This window comes from Vibrio sp. QJM3NY_15 (genome assembly GCF_057785995.1).
On record NZ_CM173517.1, the window covers coordinates 988576 to 1006732 of the forward strand.

At 45.0% G+C, this 18157-nt stretch carries 15 protein-coding genes; 11 read left to right on the plus strand and 4 right to left on the minus strand.

Going from position 1 to position 18157, the window contains the following annotated elements:
- The first annotated feature begins 242 nt into the window (after positions 1-242).
- The 6 genes from AC3CKG_RS04370 (at position 243) to menE (ending at position 7619) form a co-directional block, all read left to right on the plus strand.
- Positions 243-1550 (plus strand): isochorismate synthase, encoded by a 1308-nt coding sequence (locus tag AC3CKG_RS04370; RefSeq protein ID WP_488528859.1) that lies wholly within the window; start codon positions 243-245, stop codon positions 1548-1550.
- A complete protein-coding gene (gene menD / locus AC3CKG_RS04375; protein ID WP_488528860.1) occupies positions 1547-3271 on the plus strand; it encodes a 2-succinyl-5-enolpyruvyl-6-hydroxy-3-cyclohexene-1-carboxylic-acid synthase in 1725 nt (574 codons plus the stop codon). Before AC3CKG_RS04370 ends, menD begins: the two co-directional genes overlap by 4 nt.
- 9 nt (positions 3272-3280) lie before the next feature.
- On the plus strand, positions 3281-4081 hold the full coding sequence (gene menH, locus AC3CKG_RS04380) for a 2-succinyl-6-hydroxy-2,4-cyclohexadiene-1-carboxylate synthase (RefSeq protein WP_017110064.1): 801 nt from the start codon (positions 3281-3283) through the stop codon (positions 4079-4081).
- Positions 4082-4183: 102 nt separating this feature from the next.
- Positions 4184-5050 carry a 1,4-dihydroxy-2-naphthoyl-CoA synthase gene (gene menB, locus AC3CKG_RS04385; RefSeq protein ID WP_010439547.1) on the plus strand — a complete coding sequence of 289 codons (867 nt, stop codon included), beginning with the start codon at positions 4184-4186 and terminating at the stop codon, positions 5048-5050.
- A gap of 75 nt (positions 5051-5125) precedes the next feature.
- On the plus strand, positions 5126-6133 hold the full coding sequence (menC, locus tag AC3CKG_RS04390) for an o-succinylbenzoate synthase (protein ID WP_488528861.1): 1008 nt from the start codon (positions 5126-5128) through the stop codon (positions 6131-6133).
- Between the two features lie 52 nt (positions 6134-6185).
- The gene (menE, locus tag AC3CKG_RS04395; RefSeq protein WP_488528862.1) at positions 6186-7619 is read left to right on the plus strand and encodes an o-succinylbenzoate--CoA ligase; all 1434 of its coding nucleotides are present in this window, start codon (positions 6186-6188) and stop codon (positions 7617-7619) included.
- Between the two features lie 145 nt (positions 7620-7764).
- Here menE and nagE read toward each other — a convergent pair whose 3' ends face one another.
- Complete coding sequence (gene nagE / locus AC3CKG_RS04400) at positions 7765-9210, minus strand: N-acetylglucosamine-specific PTS transporter subunit IIBC (RefSeq protein WP_488529224.1); 1446 nt, start codon at positions 9208-9210, stop codon at positions 7765-7767.
- 193 nt (positions 9211-9403) lie between these two features.
- Here nagE and AC3CKG_RS04405 point away from each other — a divergent pair, with 193 nt between their 5' ends.
- Positions 9404-10282, plus strand: coding sequence for a LysR substrate-binding domain-containing protein (locus tag AC3CKG_RS04405; protein ID WP_099166280.1), 879 nt, complete (start codon positions 9404-9406; stop codon positions 10280-10282).
- Between the two features lie 106 nt (positions 10283-10388).
- Positions 10389-10556 carry a hypothetical protein gene (locus AC3CKG_RS04410; RefSeq protein WP_004736103.1) on the plus strand — a complete coding sequence of 56 codons (168 nt, stop codon included), beginning with the start codon at positions 10389-10391 and terminating at the stop codon, positions 10554-10556.
- Between the two features lie 143 nt (positions 10557-10699).
- Here AC3CKG_RS04410 and AC3CKG_RS04415 read toward each other — a convergent pair whose 3' ends face one another.
- The 3 genes from AC3CKG_RS04415 to AC3CKG_RS04425 form a co-directional block, all read right to left on the minus strand.
- Positions 10700-11620 (minus strand): YeiH family protein, encoded by a 921-nt coding sequence (locus AC3CKG_RS04415; protein WP_029223440.1) that lies wholly within the window; start codon positions 11618-11620, stop codon positions 10700-10702.
- A gap of 157 nt (positions 11621-11777) precedes the next feature.
- Positions 11778-13652: an MFS transporter gene (locus AC3CKG_RS04420; RefSeq protein ID WP_488528863.1), complete on the minus strand. Its 1875-nt coding sequence runs from the start codon at positions 13650-13652 to the stop codon at positions 11778-11780.
- Between the two features lie 17 nt (positions 13653-13669).
- Entirely contained in the window at positions 13670-14260 is a 591-nt protein-coding gene (locus tag AC3CKG_RS04425; RefSeq protein ID WP_017110059.1) for a TetR/AcrR family transcriptional regulator, read from the minus strand.
- Between the two features lie 197 nt (positions 14261-14457).
- On the opposite strand from AC3CKG_RS04425, the gene AC3CKG_RS04430 reads away from it, so the two are divergent.
- The 3 genes from AC3CKG_RS04430 to AC3CKG_RS04440 all read left to right on the plus strand — a co-directional run bounded on the left by AC3CKG_RS04430 (position 14458) and on the right by AC3CKG_RS04440 (position 18106).
- Positions 14458-15366 carry a Tim44 domain-containing protein gene (locus AC3CKG_RS04430; protein WP_017105248.1) on the plus strand — a complete coding sequence of 303 codons (909 nt, stop codon included), beginning with the start codon at positions 14458-14460 and terminating at the stop codon, positions 15364-15366.
- Positions 15367-15571: 205 nt separating this feature from the next.
- On the plus strand, positions 15572-16591 hold the full coding sequence (locus tag AC3CKG_RS04435) for a Gfo/Idh/MocA family protein (RefSeq protein WP_488528864.1): 1020 nt from the start codon (positions 15572-15574) through the stop codon (positions 16589-16591).
- Positions 16592-18106, plus strand: coding sequence for an SgrR family transcriptional regulator (locus AC3CKG_RS04440; RefSeq protein WP_488528865.1), 1515 nt, complete (start codon positions 16592-16594; stop codon positions 18104-18106).
- The last annotated feature ends 51 nt before the right edge of the window (positions 18107-18157 follow it).

Below are 18157 nucleotides of genomic sequence, written 5' to 3' on the forward strand. Positions count from 1 at the left end.
TTTGATAGAATAAAAATCTGATGAATGTCGCATTTCAGTGTCACGTTTGGTCTTTTTGTTGTCACTATTTTCTAAATTTTAATTAATCGCTTTCTTTGTTATTGGCTAAGATGAATAAAGAGGTTGGATCGCTTAGAATCACAGGAATGTTCAAAAGATATAGTACATTCTTGATCTAAGTGGGTACTGCCCATAAAGTATCAAACTAATATAATAATAATTTAGATGTGAACGAGGTCGATTTGTCACATTTCCAGCAAACTATCTCCGCTTTGATTGAGCGAGTACAAAATGCCCAAGCAAGTGAAGTTCGTTGTGTTGAAGTTCTAACGCAAAAACCATCGTTTGCATTTATAGAATGGCTTCATGCTCAACCGCTCTTTCCAAAGTTCTATTGGCAGTCACGCGACACTCGTGAAGAAGTGGTCGCGCTCGGTCAACTGCATACTTTCTCCGATCCTGCTCCCGCGTATGCCATTCTTGGTGAAGACCAACGAATTTGGGGTGGACGTTCATTTGACGGACATACCGCAAAGAACCGCCGTTGCATGGAATCATTCTTCTTTCTTCCTCAGGTTGAATTAATTCGCTTTGACGACACTTGGTCGCTGGCGGTTAATTTGTCTCCTGATCGCGTTGTTTCCATTAATGCTTTGAATAAGCTTTCTGTAGAAGCGGCGATATTGGCACCCTTGTCGGCGCACATTGAACAGATTAACCATGTTCCAGAACGAGAACAGTGGGGCAATCTGGTCGATAAAGTGCTTCAGTGCATCAGCGATGAAGAATATAAAAAAGTCGTATTAGCTCGTAGAACCACATTGCAATTGGATGCGCCAATCTGCGCGGCTCAGTTACTCAAGGCCAGCTATCTTCAAAACCATCACAGCTTTCACTTTATGTTGGTATTGGATTCCAAACACAGCTTTATTGGCTCAACGCCAGAGCGTTTGTACAGCCGATATGGCACTGAGCTTAATACTGAAGCGCTTGCGGGAACCATTGGTCGCGGAGAAAACGCGACAGAAGATATGGAGTTAGCCAACTGGCTTTCTCAAGACAGTAAAAACCTCAATGAAAACCAATATGTGGTTGACGATATCATTGAGCGTCTCGCTCCTCATTCTCAAACGGTACACGTTGAAAAAGAGGCGCGACTTGTGCGTTTGCGTAAGGTGCAGCATCTTAAGCGTAATATCCATGCTCAGCTCAATAACGGCGTCAATGGTGTGCAGTTGCTTGCTGCCTTACAGCCGACTGCTGCGGTAGCGGGTTTACCGCGCAAAGAGGCGATGGATTTTATTCTTGAACACGAACCGTTTGCGAGAGGCTGGTATGCAGGCTCTGTTGGTTATATTAGCCATCAACGCGCTGAATTCTGTGTCGCGATTCGAAGTGCCTTGATTGTAAACGATCAAGTACAACTGTTTGCGGGTGCCGGGATCGTGCCGGGATCGGTTGCTGAGCATGAGTGGCAAGAGTTGAATAAGAAAATGTCGACTCTGCTCAGTTTAATTTCAGATCACCCACCTCTGGGTGTGGCGTCATGAATCACGACCAAGCCGTATTAAATAGAGTTTGGTGTCACACGTTACTTGAAGAGCTAGCCCGCAGCGGCGTTGAACATGTTTGTGTCGCGCCGGGCTCGCGCTCAACGCCGTTAACTCTCGAAGCTGAAGCTAACCCCAAGTTAACCTTACACACGCACTTTGATGAGCGTGGGCTTGGTTTTCTTGCGTTAGGTTTAGCGAAAGCCAGCGATAAGCCAGTTGCTGTGATTGTCACCTCTGGTACTGCTGTTGCAAACCTTCTTCCTGCGACGGCTGAATCTGGGCTGACACGAGAAAAGCTGATTTTGCTGACCTCTGATCGACCTATCGATTTAGTCGACTGTGGCGCTAATCAAGCGATTCAACAGCAAGGTATCTTTTCTTCCCATGTTGACAGTGCTTTAAATCTACCAAGTCCAACCACACAGATTTCATTGAATTGGCTTCTGACATCGGTTGATAACGCGCTGGCGAAACAACGCAATGTTGGTGGTGCGATTCATATCAACTGTCCGTTCCCAGAGCCTCTATATTCTGCGAACAGCGCGGAAATGTATGCGGAATACACATCCAGTATCTCTGGGTGGAAGTCGGGAACAGGTTGTTACAGCCAAACGTTTTTACCTGATCAAGTGAATACACAACCGATTGCTCCTGCTGAGTATCTTGGACGTAAGGGTGTGGTTATTCTCGGTTCGCTAGATATTGAACAAGCGACAAAAGCTCAGCAGTTTGCTACGGCATTAGGCTGGCCAGTTTTTTGCGATCCTCAATCAGGTGTCACAAGCGATTGGAAGCATTATGATCTGTGGATGCAGAGTGACGTAGCTAAAGCGCAACTCAATCAATGTGACTTTATCTTTCAGTTCGGTGAGCGCATTGTTTCTAAGCGCCTTAATCATTGGATAAAGTCGCAAGCTTCATCATTCTGCTCATCACAATACATTGTTGTGTCACCAGATACGCACCGAATCAACCAAGATCATCTGCCTCAAACCCATATCGTTGCTGATATTGAGTCGTGGGTGTCAGAGCAGCATTTACCCACCTTATTAGGTCAACATGCTGGCTGGGCTGCACCTTTGGTCGAAATCGCGAATACGGTTCAACAATTGGCATTGGCGCAAATATCCAATAATGACCAACTGACCGAGTTGAGCGTTGCAGTTGACTTGTCGACTAGACTTAAAGACAGAGAGCTATTTGTGGGAAATAGCTTGATGGTAAGGCTGGTGGATATGCTGTCATCAATATCTGCGAATCAAGTTTACAGTAATCGTGGCGCATCGGGCATTGATGGCTTGGTAGCAACGGCTGCGGGCGTGGTAAAAGCCAACCAAAACCCCTTGATGATGTTGATTGGCGATACCTCTTTGCTTTACGACCTCAACTCACTCGCTCTGCTTACTCATAATTTAACGCCGATGGTGATTGTTGTGACCAATAATGATGGCGGTGCGATCTTTGACTTGTTGCCCGTTCCTGAGCAACAAAAACAATCTCTATATCAAATGCCCCATGGTTTCGGTTTTGAACATGCCGCTGCGCAATTCCAGCTTGGTTATGCGGCGCCAGAAACTTTGAATTGCTATCAAACGATTGTCGAACAACATTTCGAACAAGGTCAGGGTACCTTGCTCGTTGAAGTTAAGACGCCTCCCGAACAAGCGTCTACTTTGCTGAAACAATTCAGTTCAATGCTCACCGAGGCATTAGCCTAAGGACTTTACATGCTTTACTCCAATTATTACCCAGCTGTACAAGAATCTTCTGACAAACCTTTGCTTGTTTTTCTACATGGTTTACTCGGAAGCGGGGATGATTGGAGCGCATGTCATCCATATCTAGAGGATTTTCCTCGTCTTTGCATAGATTTGCCCGGGCACGGACAAAGTCGCTTTATCGATCCGGTAGGCTTTGATCATTGTTGTAAGAAAATCGTTCAGTGCATCACTTCTCAGCTTGCTCTCAACGATCTTCCTGCGGATTACCCTATCGTGGTGATTGGCTACTCTATGGGGGGCAGGCTTGCCATGTATGGGGTGACAAGCCCTTGCTTCGAAACGCTCAATCTTGAGAAAGTCATTATTGAAGGTGGCAACTTTGGTCTGGAGCGTGATGAAGAACGAGCACAAAGGTTAGTACATGATACGCAATGGGCTGTCCGCTTTGCACAACAGTCGATTGAAGATGTTTTAGACGATTGGTATCAACAAAGCGTCTTTTCTTCACTAAATCATGAGCAAAGACAAACTTTGGTCATAAAGCGTAGTGGTAACCTTGGAGTATCCGTAGCAAATATGTTGTTATCTACTTCGTTAGCGAAGCAACCGGATTTACGTGCCACATTGAAATCTCATGAGCATCAATTGCATTATGTGTGTGGTGAAAAAGATCGTAAATTCATGGAGCTAGCTGAGAATAGTGGCTTTGAATATAGTCAGGTGGATTACGCTGGTCATAATGTTCATTTTGAGCAACCAGAGTTGTTTTCCAACCTGATCATCCAATGTATCGCCAGTCGTCGTTAAACTGACTGAGCGGTTCTCTCGTATCAAGCACTATCAAAAGCAGAGCAACACCGTCACGACTATTCGTTAGTCGTGGTCTCTAATAGAACAATGGGAATCACCATGGCTAAAACAGTAGGCATCACAGAAGAAGAACTTTACGCAGCAGTTAACTGGCGCGATGAAAGCAGTCAATTTGAAGATATTCAGTACCATAAGTCTGACGACGGTATTGCGAAAATCACGATTGCTCGTCCTCAAGTCCACAATGCGTTCCGTCCACAAACCGTAAAAGAGATGATCAATGCACTGGCTGATGCTCGTTATGACGAGAAGGTTGGCGTAATCATTTTGACGGGTCTTGGTGAGAAGGCGTTCTGTTCTGGTGGTGACCAAAGTATCCGTGGTGACTACGGCGGTTATCAAGATGATTCAGGTACACATCACCTGAACGTGCTTGATTTCCAACGTCAAATTCGTACTTGTCCAAAACCGGTTATCGCAGCGGTATCGGGTTGGGCAGTCGGTGGTGGTCATGTTCTTCACATGATGGCAGACCTTACCATTGCAGCTGAAAACGCTCAGTTCGGTCAGACCGGTCCTAAAGTAGGTTCATTCGATGGCGGTTGGGGTGCTTCTTACATGGCTCGTATCGTTGGTCAAAAGAAAGCGCGTGAAATCTGGTTCTTGTGTCGTTTCTACGATGCTCAAGAAGCATTGGATATGGGTCTAGTAAACACAGTTGTACCGGTTGCTGACCTAGAAAAAGAAACGGTTCGTTGGTGTCGTGAGGTTCTTCAACACAGCCCAATGGCGCTGCGTTGCTTGAAAGCCGCACTAAACGCAGACTGTGACGGCCAAGCCGGTCTACAAGAGTTGGCGGGTAACGCAACCATGATGTTCTACATGACAGAAGAAGGTCAAGAAGGCCGAAACGCATTCAACGAGAAGCGTCGACCTGATTTCGACAAATTTCCGCGTAACCCATAGTCTTTCTCTTCTTTAAAATGAGTCGCTAATAGCGGCTCGTTTTGTTTTGATGTTCCCCGTTTTTTAGGAAACTTTATGAACTCAGTGAATTCTCAACGTCACGCTAAACTCTACCGTTATCAATTACCTATGGATAGTGGTGTGATTCTTCGTGACAATAAGTTGAACGAACGCGTTGGCTATATCATCCAACTTGAGTGTGATGGTAAAACTGGTTTTGGTGAAGTTGCGCCTCTGCCAGGTTTTAGCCAAGAAGATGCCGAACAAGCTGGCATTCAGCTGCAACACGAATTAGAGCTTTGGAGCCACAATAACCCTCAAACGCCTTTTGATGAGCTATATCCTTCTGTTGCCTTCGGTTTTTCGATGGCGATGATGGAATTACGAGGCGAACTCAACGCTGAAGGTAACTACCAAGCAGCGCCTTTGTGTACAGGAGATCCAGATGAATTGATCCCTGTGCTGAATGAGATGAAAGGCGAGAAGGTCGCCAAAGTGAAAGTCGGTCTCTACGAAGCGATTCGTGATGGCATGCTTGTCAGCTTATTCCTTGAGTCGATCCCTGATTTGACCCTAAGACTTGACGCCAACCGTGCGTGGAAGCCAGAGAAAGCGAAGCAGTTCATTAAATATATTTCGCCGTCACTGCGTCAGCGCATTAGCTTTATTGAAGAGCCTTGTCAGAAACCAGAAGACAGCTTGGCCTTTGCCATCGACCACGGTGTGGCGATTGCATGGGATGAGACACTACAAGAAGCGGTGCGAAGCCCTGAGTTTGATCTTAGTGATTTAACGGGTGTTAAGGCGGTAGTGATTAAGCCAACCTTGATTGGCTCAGTAGAGCGTTGTGTTGCTATCATTGAACGCGCGCAACAACTTGGTATTAAACCTGTACTAAGCTCAAGCATAGAGTCTAGCCTTGGCTTAACTCAGGTTGCTCGATTGGCACAACAGTACTTGCCTAATGAAGTTCCAGGGCTTGATACGATTGGCTTGTATCAGCAACAGCTAGAAGTCTCTTGGCCGGGTTGTCAGCTTCCAGTTTCAACGCTTGAACAGCAACAATTGATTTGGTCTTCTTAGGCTGATCGTTCGATTCGCTTAGATCGTTCTCAATCTATAACTTGGTTATCTTATGATGCGCCCACAATCTAATCTTCACCCGCTCTGGGTACAGTGGGCGCAGCAGAACCCACATCAAACAGCGTTAGTGATTCCTAACCGCGCTTACACTTGGCAGCAAGTGTCTGTGCTGGTGAGTGAGTACCAACAACAGCTATCTGCTCAGGGCCTCTCTGAAGGCGATGTGTTGACGATTGTTGGTAAGAACCAAGCTGAAGTGATTCCAGTTTATCTTGCCGCACTCAATTTGGGTGTGGTTTGTGCGTTTACCATGCCTCAGCCGAAAGATCGTTTAACACAGAAGCTTGAATCCCTTTATGGTCAGCTAGACAAACGTTACCTTTGGCTATTAGATAGCTGCGGGTTAGATCATTCTGATGCTGTTGACCTCAAGACTGTATTGGTGATGCTACCTTGCTTGAACGAAGTTAAGGTCGATGGTAATGACAAACCAACAACACCGCAAAATCCTAGCTTTAATCCTCAATCTTTAGCGACCATCGTATTCACTTCTGGCTCTACCGGAAACCCGAAAGCGGTGGCTCACACGTTGCAGCAACACTTATGTTCAGCTCAGGGGTTATTAGACGTTTTCAACTTTGAACAAGCTGACACTTGGTTGCTTAGCTTGCCGATGTACCATGTGTCAGGATTGGCGATTGTCCATCGTTGGTTGGCTGCTGGTGGCTGCATCAAAATAGGGTCAGGTAAGCTTGAGTCAGACATCGAAGGTTGCAGTCATGCCTCTTTAGTGGCTACTCAACTACATAGGTTATTGCAGAGTAAGCAAGCACTTACTTTAACTCATGTGCTTTTAGGCGGTAGCCACATCCCAGAAGCGCTAGGGCTTGAAGCTCAACAAATGGGCATTGAAACTTGGCTTGGATACGGTATGACAGAAGCGGCTTCAACAGTGACCGCGAAGCCAGTCGATTCTAGTAATACTGCAGGTTTTGTTCTCGACCAACGCCAGTTAAAAATTGAAGATCAACATATCTTTATTGGCGGCAATACGCTCGCTTCTGGTTATTACTATCAGGGTGAGGTAACGCCATTAGTTGATGAGAACGGTTGGTTCGACAGTAAAGACCTCGGCGAATGGGATGGCGAACAAGTGTCGATCATTGGTCGCGCGGATAATCAGTTTATTTCTGGCGGTGAGAATATTCACTGTGAGGAAATTGAACGAGCACTGAATCAGTTATCTTTAATCAATCAGGCGTTTATCGTTCCAATTGAAGATGATGAGTTCGGATTTCGACCTGTCGCTATTGTGGATTGTACGGATTTACCAACCAAAGAATGGTTTGCTGAGCAATTAAATGGCCGTCTTGAACGGTTCAAATTTCCTGTCGAGTACTATCGAATGCCTCATCAAGAACAGCTAGGTATTAAGGTTTCACGCGCAGGGTTGGCACAATGGCTACAGCAGATTCGTTCTAAATAGAGCTGAAAACAATAAAACGAAGCGCAATACACGGTGACTAGTCGTAATTGCGCTTCAGGGGGTTGTGATGGTGGTGAAACCATCACAAATTCTTAATATTCTATCTGGTCATTAAGGCTTTTATCTTTGCATCTGGCTGTTTAGCTTAAGCGAGTACCTTCTTCATTTGTTCAGCAACCTTATCTACCTTACCTAAACCGATAATGACTTGTAGGCCACCTTTTCCAATAGGCACTACGCCTGCAGCACCGAGTTTTTTCAGTTTGTCACTGTCTGCTGCTGACGAATCTTTTACTGTTAGGCGTAAGCGAGTAATACAGTTGTCCACTTCTAGGATGTTGCCTGCACCACCAATAGCCTCGATGTAGTTGTTGGTTAGGCTAACTAACGCTTCTGGAGATTCTGTCTCGCCTTCTGCTTCCATCTCTTCACCACGACCCGGAGTACGTAGATTGAACTTGATGATAGCGAAACGGAAAATACCGTAGTAAAGCGCGAAGAACACCACACCTTGAACTAATAACATGTACCAGTTAGTCGCTAACGGGTTTTGGCTTGATAGCACTAAGTCAACAAAGCCTGCAGAGAAGCCGAAGCCTGCCATCCATTCCATGCTTGCTGCAATGTAAAGCGACAGACCTGTTAACACAGCGTGCACTAGGAACAATACAGGTGCTAGAAACATAAAGCTGAACTCTAGAGGCTCAGTAATGCCTGTGAAGAACGAAGCCATTGCTGCGGCAAGCATGATTGCGAATACTTGGTTCTTGTTTTTCGCGTCAGCGCAGTGGTACATCGCCAATGCAGCTGCAGGTAAACCAAACATCATGATAGGGAAGAAGCCTGCTTGGTACATGCCTGTTTTACCCGGAATGCCCGTACCGTTAGCGATAGATTGTGCGCCGCCTAGGAAGTTTGGAATGTCGTTGATACCCACAACATCGAACCAGAACACAGGGTAGAGTGCGTGGTGCATGCCTATTGATAGGAACAAACGGTTGAAGAAGCCAAACAGACCAGCACCCACAGCGCCCATGCTTTCTAGCTTGATACCCAATACGATCAGAGCATCGTACACAGCTGGCCAGATGTATAGCAGAGCAAAAGAGAGCGTCATACCTGCGATTGAGGTAAGGATAGGAACCAAACGCTTACCGCTGAAGAATGCTAAAGCTTGAGGAAGCTCAACCGTTGAGTAGCGATTGTAGATCTCAGCAGAGATGATACCGACAATGATACCCACGAATTGGTTGCTGATTTTTCCGAATGCCGCTGGTACTTCACTTAACTCAACATCCATCAATTGAGCAACTGAGCCCGGAGCAAGTAGCGTGGTGACGACTAGGAACATCACAAAACCAGACAGTGCGGCAGAACCATTTTTATCACGGCTTAAACCAAAGGCGACACCCACCGCGAACAGAACTGCCATGTTGTCGATGATCGCACCACCTGACTTGATCAAGAATGCGGCTAAGATACTTTCAGAACCCCAACCAACAGGATCCAACCAGTAGCCGATCCCCATAAGGATTGCTGCAGCTGGCAGTGTGGCTACGGGAACCATCAATGCCTTACCTACTTTTTGCATATACCCGAGTATATTCATACGTGCCCCTAAGTTTGTAATTAATTTTTTTAATGTTTCTGCTCGTCAACGTATGGAGTTAAATATTGATCGAGGCAGGATTTTAAGTAACTGCGGCTATTAGAAACTTATTTCTTAATGCAAACAAACGAAACGGGTAGTACTATGAATTAAAATTTTTAATGCATGAGTTCGTATGGCTAACCATCAATCTTTACTGAGAAATCTTCATACATTTAATGTCGCCGCCGAGAAGATGAGCTTTACGTTAGCCGCGAAAAAGTTGCATTTGACTCAGGGAGCCGTTAGCCATCGAATCAAAGTATTAGAAGGTGAACTCGGATTTAACTTGTTTGTGCGAGGGACTCGTAAGCTGGAACTGACCGAAGAAGGGCAACGCTTTCAACGCACGTTATCGAAGTCGTTGAGCTCTATTTTTGGTGAGATCGAAGACATTACCAACACAGACTTGTACGGTCAGATCAATATTGGTACCAGTCCTGCCTTTGCTAACAGTTGGTTGCTACCAAGGCTAGCTGATTTCAAACAGCGATACCCAAAGTTCAACCTCAATATTTTCTCTCAAGAAGAGCAAGACTTTCATCAAAATCATCTCGATGTCGCCATTTACTATGGTGCTGAAGATCTAAAAGATATGCATCGACAGCGTCTGTTTGGTGAAAAGTATATTCCGGTATGTACGCCGAGTTATGCCGCTGAACACGACATCTTTGATGATGGTTTAGAGTCGTTACACCGGATTAATTTCATTCATGCGCTAGGCTCTGATGTGTGGCAGCGTTGGATCAAGCACAATCAAATCGATGTAAATCTGTTTGAGCAGTTTTATTGTGTGAGTCATCGCGATATGGGCGTACAGAGTGCTCTGCATAATATCGGCGTGGCGATGGGGCGCTATCATTTTGTTAAGCCGTACATTGAGACTGGTGAGCTCATCACGCCTTATCCAAGTATGGATACTGATAAAGGGTACGACTTGATCTGTCCGTTAGGCACTGAAAAACGACCTAAGGTAAGAACCTTTATTAAGTGGCTAGAGGGGCAATTGGGCTAGGTTAGTTAATTTAGCAATTAGATAGTTCAAAACAGAATTTATTATCTTTATAACCATCCATCATAATAAGTCCTATAAATAACGGATTATAGAATAAGGTCTTATTATGAAAATTGCCCTCATCATCGCGGTTTTACTGCAGATAGGCCAAGCAGTGACTTCGTCTGGGCTGACACGATCGTTGGCTGAACTCACCGCATTTGTGTTGGTTGTGGTACTTGTTTTAATGAAAAGAGAGAGCAAGAAGAGTGATAAGCCCCTGTTTGATTTGTGATTGTTGCAATAAAGAATATCTTTACCACAAACGATAAAGGCAAAGCCCATTTGAGCTTTGCCTTTTTGTTTTGTCATTCGCTAATCTGCTTGTCTGCTTAACAAGTTAACCAATCTACAGCGCTTCTTTACGTATTAGGTGCATCAGGCAAGCGTTAACCACGCTAATGAGCCTGTCGAAATCATCGTCCACATTGTAATACCAAACATCAATGGCTTCGGCCCTGCAGCTTTAAGCTTCTCAACTGAAATACCGCAACCAATCAAGAACAAACAAACTACTAGCGCACGCTTAGACACATCAAAGATACCTTGATAAACCATCTCAAATTGTGGCAATAAGTCACTAACAGCAATAGCAGCGCAGTAGAAGAAAATGAAGTAAGGAATCGTAATCTTCTTTTGATCGTTCTTGAAGATCATCGCACTGACTAACGCGATTGGGATAATCCAAAGTGCGCGAGCGAGCTTCAGCGTTGTCGCTGTGGTCAGTGCTTCTTCGCCATATGCTGATGCTGCGCCTACTACAGAAGAGGTATCGTGAATCGCGATTGCAGCCCATGTTCCGAAAGTTTGTTGGCTTAACTCTAGTGCATGGCCAATCATTGGGAACAAGAAAAGGGCAACGGAGTTCAACACGAACACTGTAGCTAACGCTAAACCAATCTGTTCATCATCAGCTTTGATGGCCGGAGCTACGGCGGCAATGGCGCTACCACCACAAATTGCGGTACCAGAAGAGATAAGGTAACCCGTGGTGCGATCTAATCCCATGCGTTTTGCCAAGAACCAACCAATGACCAAGGTTCCAATAATCGTCGTTACAATGAGGCCAATACCATCGCCTGTTACCGCTAATGCTTTCTCAAACTGGATGCCAAAGCCTAAGCCGACAATCGAGTAGGCCAGTAGCTTTTTGGTGAGTTTGCCTACTTCTAGATGCTCAGGGACTAAACCTAAGCTCGCAAGAAGGAAACCGATCACGAGTGCCGTCGGTGAACTCACCCATGGGGTTAAGCAAAACAGAGCAGCAAGATAAAATGGAACAGACTTTTTTAGATTCATTATATTTAATTCGTCGCGTCTAGTATTGGCAGCGTAGTGGAAGACTATACGCTTAACGCAATGGTAAGTAAGTCTAAATGAATTGAACAAACGTTAAGTAAAACTGAACGTTTGTTCTTATGCTCAAATGTTTAGCTACAGAGTTGTTTGGCTTTGCTTAGCGCAATGGCCCACGAAGCTCGGCAACTGACTGGCGCAATGTTTCACAAGAAGTATCTTTAGGCAAAATTGGTCTCCCGGCTTCGATCTCGATTTTTGTCCAGAATCGATTGGGCAAACCTTTACATGCACTGCCTTTGAAACGGCTAAAGTAGCTTCCCCATAACCCTTTGAGGGCCATTGGGATGACGGGTACCGGTGAACGTCGGATGATCAGTTCCATTCCACGCATGAATTCAGCAACTTCACCATCAGAGGTCAGCTTTCCTTCTGGAAAAATACAGACGATGTGGCCTTCATGCAGCGCACGTTCCACTTCTTTGAAAGCATTACGAATGGAACTTCGATTCGTTGCGGAGATTGGAATAACCCCAGCTCGTTTCAAGAAACGTCGTAATGGCGGGAGCTTGGCGTAATCCTCTTCCATCACAAAGCGGATCAAACGAGGGCAAACAGCGCTTAGCAGTAATGCATCCATATAACTCACATGGTTACAGACGATTAGCGCACCACCTTTTTCTGGCAGGTTGTGAAGGTTCTTATGTTTCACACGGTACATGGTGTGAGTCACAACCCAAGTGAAGAAACGGAAAGCATAGATCGGCACCTGATAAAACAGGGCAAACATGACTAAAGTGTTTCCTACCGCGAGTAGGGCAAACAATTGTGGGATTGAAAGCTGTAGAACACTCAGGAAGACGATACCAAGAACAGCGCTTCCCACCATGAACAGTGAGTTATAGATGTTCAAACCTGCGATAACTTGCGCTCGCTCAGTGGGTTTAGCTCTAAACTGCATCAAAGAGTACAAAGGCACGATGAATATGCCACCCGACATGCCAAGCAGCAGTAGATAGGCGAATAGAGGCCATAATTCAGAGTAAGACACGAAGCTTTTGAATGAATCGAAGTCAGGGAGTGCGTCTGGGATCGACACCGCCATTAAAAATCCAAAAATAGAGATGCCTAAGCTGCCCATTGGCACAATGCCGATCTCAATTCTGTGGTTGGATAACTTATCGCAAGCCAATGAACCAATGGCAATACCGACCGAAAACAGTGCTAGTAAAAATGCGACAGCGCTTTCGGTACCGTTTAAGTAAACCTTGGTGAAGTTGGGAAACTGAGTGAGATAAGTCGCCCCTAAGAACCAAAACCAGCTTATTGCCATCAGTGCTTGGAACGTAGGTCGATCTTTTTTAGCAATCGCGAGCGTTTGGCGTGTCAAAGTAATAGGTTGCCACTTCACTTTTAGATCAGGTGCATTGCTTGGTGCTTCAGGAATAAAGTAACTGGCTAAATAGCCGAGTACCGCAAACGTCACAATACAGACTGCAGCGATCAGCTTTGAATTCTCTTCTGAGGCAATGATTCCGGCGCCTAAAGTGCCGATCAAAATAGCTAAGAAGGTGCCAGTCTCGACCAAAGCGTTACCAGAAACCAGTTCTTTCGATTCTAACTGTTGAGGAAGTAGGGCGTATTTTACAGGGCCAAAGAAGGCACTTTGTGTTCCCATTAAAAACAGTAATAGAAGCAGTATCGCGTAGCTTTCGTAGATAAAACCAATGGCACCCAGTGACATGATCACGACTTCAAGAAGCTTAACTTTGCGAATGAACCACGATTTTTCGTACTTATCCGCCAAGACGCCGGCTAAAGCAGAAAAGAGAAAGAAGGGCAGAATAAAAAGACCAGCGGCCAAGTTAATGAACAAATTGCTGGAAATTGGCAAGGTATCTACGCTTGCGAAGGCAACAAATAGCAGCAGGACATTTTTGAAGATGTTGTCATTAAAGGCTCCCAAAAATTGGGTAATAAAATAGGGTAGGAACCTTTTTTGGGTTAACAGCGAGGATTGGCTGTCATTGTTCATTATCTGTCCTTCGATGATTACCAGTTGGTGAGGTAGTTTGAGATTAGGTTATTAATCAATTCTTTACCATCAATGGGTTCAGAAGCGAAAAACTTATCATCAACACTCAACAGGGTTATTCCGTGAACACCAGACCATAACACACGGCTTGCCTTCACAACTTCACTTTCGGTGTGCTCAGGAGCAATGGCCATGAGTAGTTGCTCTAGCATACCGGTCATTTTATCGATTCGATTGGATTGCCACTCAGGAAGGTTTTCACCGTTCATGTTGTGTTCGAAGATAAGCTGCCAGCGATGAGGGTTTTTCTGCGCGTAGTCGTGGTAGCAATAAGCGAGGTTGAATAACGCTTGCTGTGGGTTGCTTGATTTCTCTACGGCTGATGCGGATTCAGAGGCTAGTTCGTCTAGTGTTTGAGCGACTACGTGTAAAAGCAACAGGTTATAGTTGCCAAACACATTTACTAGAGTACTCGGTACATACCCAATCATATTGGCGATTTTACGTAAACTTAACTCGTGATAAGAGTGCTCTTCTAGGAAGTCAGTCACTGTCTTTAGTGTGAGCTGAACCAGTTGTTCTCGAGTGTGGTCGTTTCTTCGTGCCATGAGTAGTATCTAGTAAATGAACATCGTTCAATATTTTAATGCTGCCCCTGAGTGCCGTCAATCCTTTCGCCAAATAAGTAAACAATTAATAGCCGCAATATTATGATACATGTGTAAACACCGTGAATATTTCATTGTTCTTTGTTAACGAGTATGATTAAGGTGTCGAAAGATAAAGAAACCTATAAAGGATAATAATGAAACGATTTTTCTCACTAGTCGCGATCCTGTTGGTAACAGTCGCGGTGACGCCAATCGCGGAAGCGAAAAAGTTTGGTGGTGGTAAGTCATTTGGCAAAAGCTTTAAAACGGCTCCAGCACCAAAACAACAAAACACGAATTCGATCCGTCAAGATCAAACGGGTAAGAACACAGCTGCTAACTCTAGCAAGAAAGGCCTTATGGGCGGTCTGCTAGGTGGTTTACTTGCTGGTGGTCTTTTAGCTGCATTCTTTGGTGGCGCATTTGAAGGTATCCAGTTCATGGATATTCTGATTATGGGTCTTATTGCTTTCCTAGCGTTCAAATTCCTACGCGGAATGTTGGGGGCTAAGCAGGGTTCCATGAATCAGCAGAATGCACGTGGCCAACAGCCTGCATTCGGCGGCATGGGTCAGAACAAGTTTGAACAACCGCAGCAAAAGCCAAATGTTCATAACTTTGAGCAAGCACAACCTCAATCTCAAGGCGCTGCTGGCGGCTTTGGTTTTGGTGCGCAAAGCGATGTTCCACACAACTACCCACCGGGCTTTGATCAAGCGGCTTTCATCAATGGTTCTCGTGAGCATTACCGTACACTGCAAGGTGCATGGAACCACAACGAGCTAAACACGATTGAAGAATACGTATCTCCAAGCCTATTTGAAGACCTGAAAGCTGAGCGTAATAAGCTAGACGGCGATCAGCACACAGACGTAATGTACGTTGATGCTGAAATCGTTCGTGCTGATCATGACGGTAGCAAGGCTCAATTAAGCCTACAGTTTAGCGGTCGTTACCGTGATACTGCGGATGGTATTGAAGAAGATATCACCGATATCTGGCACTTAGAGCGTGATCTAACGACTGACAATGCGCCTTGGTTAATTGTTGGTATTCAAGGTTAATCTATACTAAATACCATTCAATTTAGTCTTTAAATCAAACGCCTACTGAGTAATCAGTAGGCGTTTTTTTATGGTAAAGAAAACGATCATTTGACTCTTCTTGCCTGTTAGCGAGATAAATCATGAACAGCTTGGGTTATTTGTTCTCTATTTCATTGAATAAGTTCTGAGTAAACTGATACCAAACAATTGATTAGGTAATACGATGAGCGAAAACACAACATTGGTGAAATGGGGCATTGCTGGCTTAGGCAACATAGCGAAAAGGTTCGCAACTGCACTCACTCAGCATTCTGAACATGGTGAGCTTTACGCCGTCGCTTCTAGGGACTCTGAACGAGCAAACGCGTTTGGTCAGAACTTTGGTTGCGAGTTGAGCTATGGATCCTATGAAGAGATGGCCAACAATCCGGATGTCGACGCGGTTTACATTGCCACTGTTCATCCGTACCACAAACCGTTGGCGGAGTTGTTTCTTAGTCACAATAAACATGTCTTGGTAGAGAAACCCGCGTTTACTAATCTCGCAGATTGGTTGGCAATGAAAGCCCTAGCCGACAAACATGGGGTGTTGTTGTTGGAAGCGATGAAAACAGTGGCGTTTCCAGCGTACCGTGATCTTAAATCTTATCTATCTGAAAACAACATACAGGTTACCTCGATTGAAGCTGGGTTTGGCAACGAACATGACTATGACCCCAACTTGTTTATATTCAACCCAGAACTTTCGGGTGGTGCGACACTTGATGTTGGGGTTTATGGGCTTTGGTTTTACTATGATTTATGTCGAAGCTTAGGCGTAACGCCTTCAGAGCCTGTGGTTGATATGTCGAGTCTGTACAAGCAATCGAATGTGGATACGGATTCTCTGTTTACGTTCTCTCAAGGTATTGAAGGGAAAATATCGGCGTCTATCGTTTCTAATTTACCTCGATCTGCTACATTGCGTGGACCTGAACTAACGATCACGATCAGAGACAAGTGGTGGAACCCAGAGACAATAGACATTGAATATCAGGGCACAAAACACACCATTCAGCATAAAGTTGCGGGCAATGGCTTCGAGTTTGAGATTGATCATATGTCTCAGTTGGTACGTGATAACAAGGCTGAATCTGATGTTCTGCTCTCTGATGTCTCTTTACAGGTTATCGAAACCATGGAACGAGCATTGATGAATGCAGGCTTCGGACACCTCATTAAAATAGAGACTTCAGAAAAATAAATGGCAAACCAAAAGCGACAACTCGAACTTTATGAACAGATATTTCAGGCGTTTGGCCCTGGAACCTCGCGATGCCAGATCAGTCAATTGGCTGCGCTGTTGTTCGTCAGTGAGCGTCATGTTCAAACCATTATCAAAACGATGGTAAGGGAAGGTTGGGTTGAGTGGCAGGCGAGTTCAGGTCGCAACAAAAAAGCGTTATTAACATGCCTCGTTGAACCTATCGATGCGTGTTATACGTTGGTTCGTGGGTTGTCAGACGCGGGTAGTGTGGAGCAAATGCTTCCAATATTGAGTTTTGGCGGACGGGATGCCGGGCTAGAGCTGCAATCGTTTTTAAGCCATGCCAATCAAGCCGCGCGTCGGGCCTATATCCCATTTCATAGAAAGCTAGAGCAACTTCATCCTCATAAGGTGCTCCGACGAACTGAGCGCTTCTTAGTGAGCCAAGTGTGCCAGCGCCTTACTTATGTTGAGAATAACCAAGCCGGGAATGACCAAGCTAAGAATAGCCAAGTTCGAGGTGATTTGGCTTATCACTGGCAATCAAATGAAGAGGCGACAGTGTGGCGCTTTCAAATTCGCAATGACGTGCATTTTCACGATGGCAGCCTTTTATTGAGCAAGGATATTGTTCGCTGCCTTCAATCTTTGACTCAGAGTGAGCATTGGCGTCTTGGCTATCAGCACATAGCCGCCGTGGATCTCTATTCAGAGAATACAGTGGAAGTGCGTTTGAGTGAAACGGACTGGCATTTACCAAGGCTTTTGTCTCGCGCTGAAGCGTCAATATTTCAAATATCGACATCTGGGAAGCTCAATGGATCAGGTGCTTTTTCTCTCGATGTTTTTTCAGAGAACATGCTCCGCCTTAGTCGTAATAAGCTCTATTTACATGATGTGTCTATTTTGAATAGTATCGAGCTGTGGGTGTACCCAGAATGGGCGACGAGTAAGGTATGCGCTGAAAACAAGCTGTGCCTTGAAATGCCTGAAAAAACCAGTGCCGTACCGAGTGAAAGCTATTCTACATTTTTGAAGATCCAAGCCCCAAGTCAGACTAATGAAACAACCTCAATAATGACGGTCGAAGATACATCGGAATGCCAAAGACTCTTTACAAGCCTTGCTTCACCTGATGATAGGTTGGTGTTAATCGAATACGGAAATTACACCAAGATCGACGGAGTGGTGTTGTGCAGTATTATTGACGAAGGTGATCCGTTGAGCGCTTGGCTTAGCTTCTTATCTCGCTTTCCGTTTTCTACTCTCAATTTAGATTCTCAGATCTTAGAGGCGATTCGAACGTACCTTTCGTTGATTTGTCAGCAGCCTGATTTCAGTCGTTCGCTAGCCATATTAGATGAATGTCGTCAGTGGTTGTCTGAGGTAGGTATTGTTACTGAGCTTAAGCATGAAGCGTTTGGATTGGAAGTGTCAGAGCGGATACAAGGCGTACAAGTGAATGGTTTTGGCTGGTGTGAATTGAATAAATTATGGATTCTAGACAGTTAAGCACTGAGGGTTCAAAGCAAGTGATAAATCAGAAATACGCAATCAACAAGT

What these genes read in the sequence shown, in the direction of transcription:
- menD (WP_488528860.1), top strand. Translation starts at nt 1,547, where the DNA reads ATGAATCACGACCAAGCCGTATTAAATAGAGTTTGGTGTCACACGTTA.
- menH (WP_017110064.1), top strand. Translation starts at nt 3,281, where the DNA reads ATGCTTTACTCCAATTATTACCCAGCTGTACAAGAATCTTCTGACAAA.
- menB (WP_010439547.1), top strand. Translation starts at nt 4,184, where the DNA reads ATGGCTAAAACAGTAGGCATCACAGAAGAAGAACTTTACGCAGCAGTT.
- menC (WP_488528861.1), top strand. Translation starts at nt 5,126, where the DNA reads ATGAACTCAGTGAATTCTCAACGTCACGCTAAACTCTACCGTTATCAA.
- menE (WP_488528862.1), top strand. Translation starts at nt 6,186, where the DNA reads ATGATGCGCCCACAATCTAATCTTCACCCGCTCTGGGTACAGTGGGCG.
- nagE (WP_488529224.1), bottom strand. Translation starts at nt 9,210, where the DNA reads ATGCAAAAAGTAGGTAAGGCATTGATGGTTCCCGTAGCCACACTGCCA.
- AC3CKG_RS04405 (WP_099166280.1), top strand. Translation starts at nt 9,404, where the DNA reads ATGGCTAACCATCAATCTTTACTGAGAAATCTTCATACATTTAATGTC.
- AC3CKG_RS04410 (WP_004736103.1), top strand. Translation starts at nt 10,389, where the DNA reads ATGAAAATTGCCCTCATCATCGCGGTTTTACTGCAGATAGGCCAAGCA.
- AC3CKG_RS04415 (WP_029223440.1), bottom strand. Translation starts at nt 11,620, where the DNA reads ATGAATCTAAAAAAGTCTGTTCCATTTTATCTTGCTGCTCTGTTTTGC.
- AC3CKG_RS04420 (WP_488528863.1), bottom strand. Translation starts at nt 13,652, where the DNA reads ATGAACAATGACAGCCAATCCTCGCTGTTAACCCAAAAAAGGTTCCTA.
- AC3CKG_RS04425 (WP_017110059.1), bottom strand. Translation starts at nt 14,260, where the DNA reads ATGGCACGAAGAAACGACCACACTCGAGAACAACTGGTTCAGCTCACA.
- AC3CKG_RS04430 (WP_017105248.1), top strand. Translation starts at nt 14,458, where the DNA reads ATGAAACGATTTTTCTCACTAGTCGCGATCCTGTTGGTAACAGTCGCG.
- AC3CKG_RS04435 (WP_488528864.1), top strand. Translation starts at nt 15,572, where the DNA reads ATGAGCGAAAACACAACATTGGTGAAATGGGGCATTGCTGGCTTAGGC.
- AC3CKG_RS04440 (WP_488528865.1), top strand. Translation starts at nt 16,592, where the DNA reads ATGGCAAACCAAAAGCGACAACTCGAACTTTATGAACAGATATTTCAG.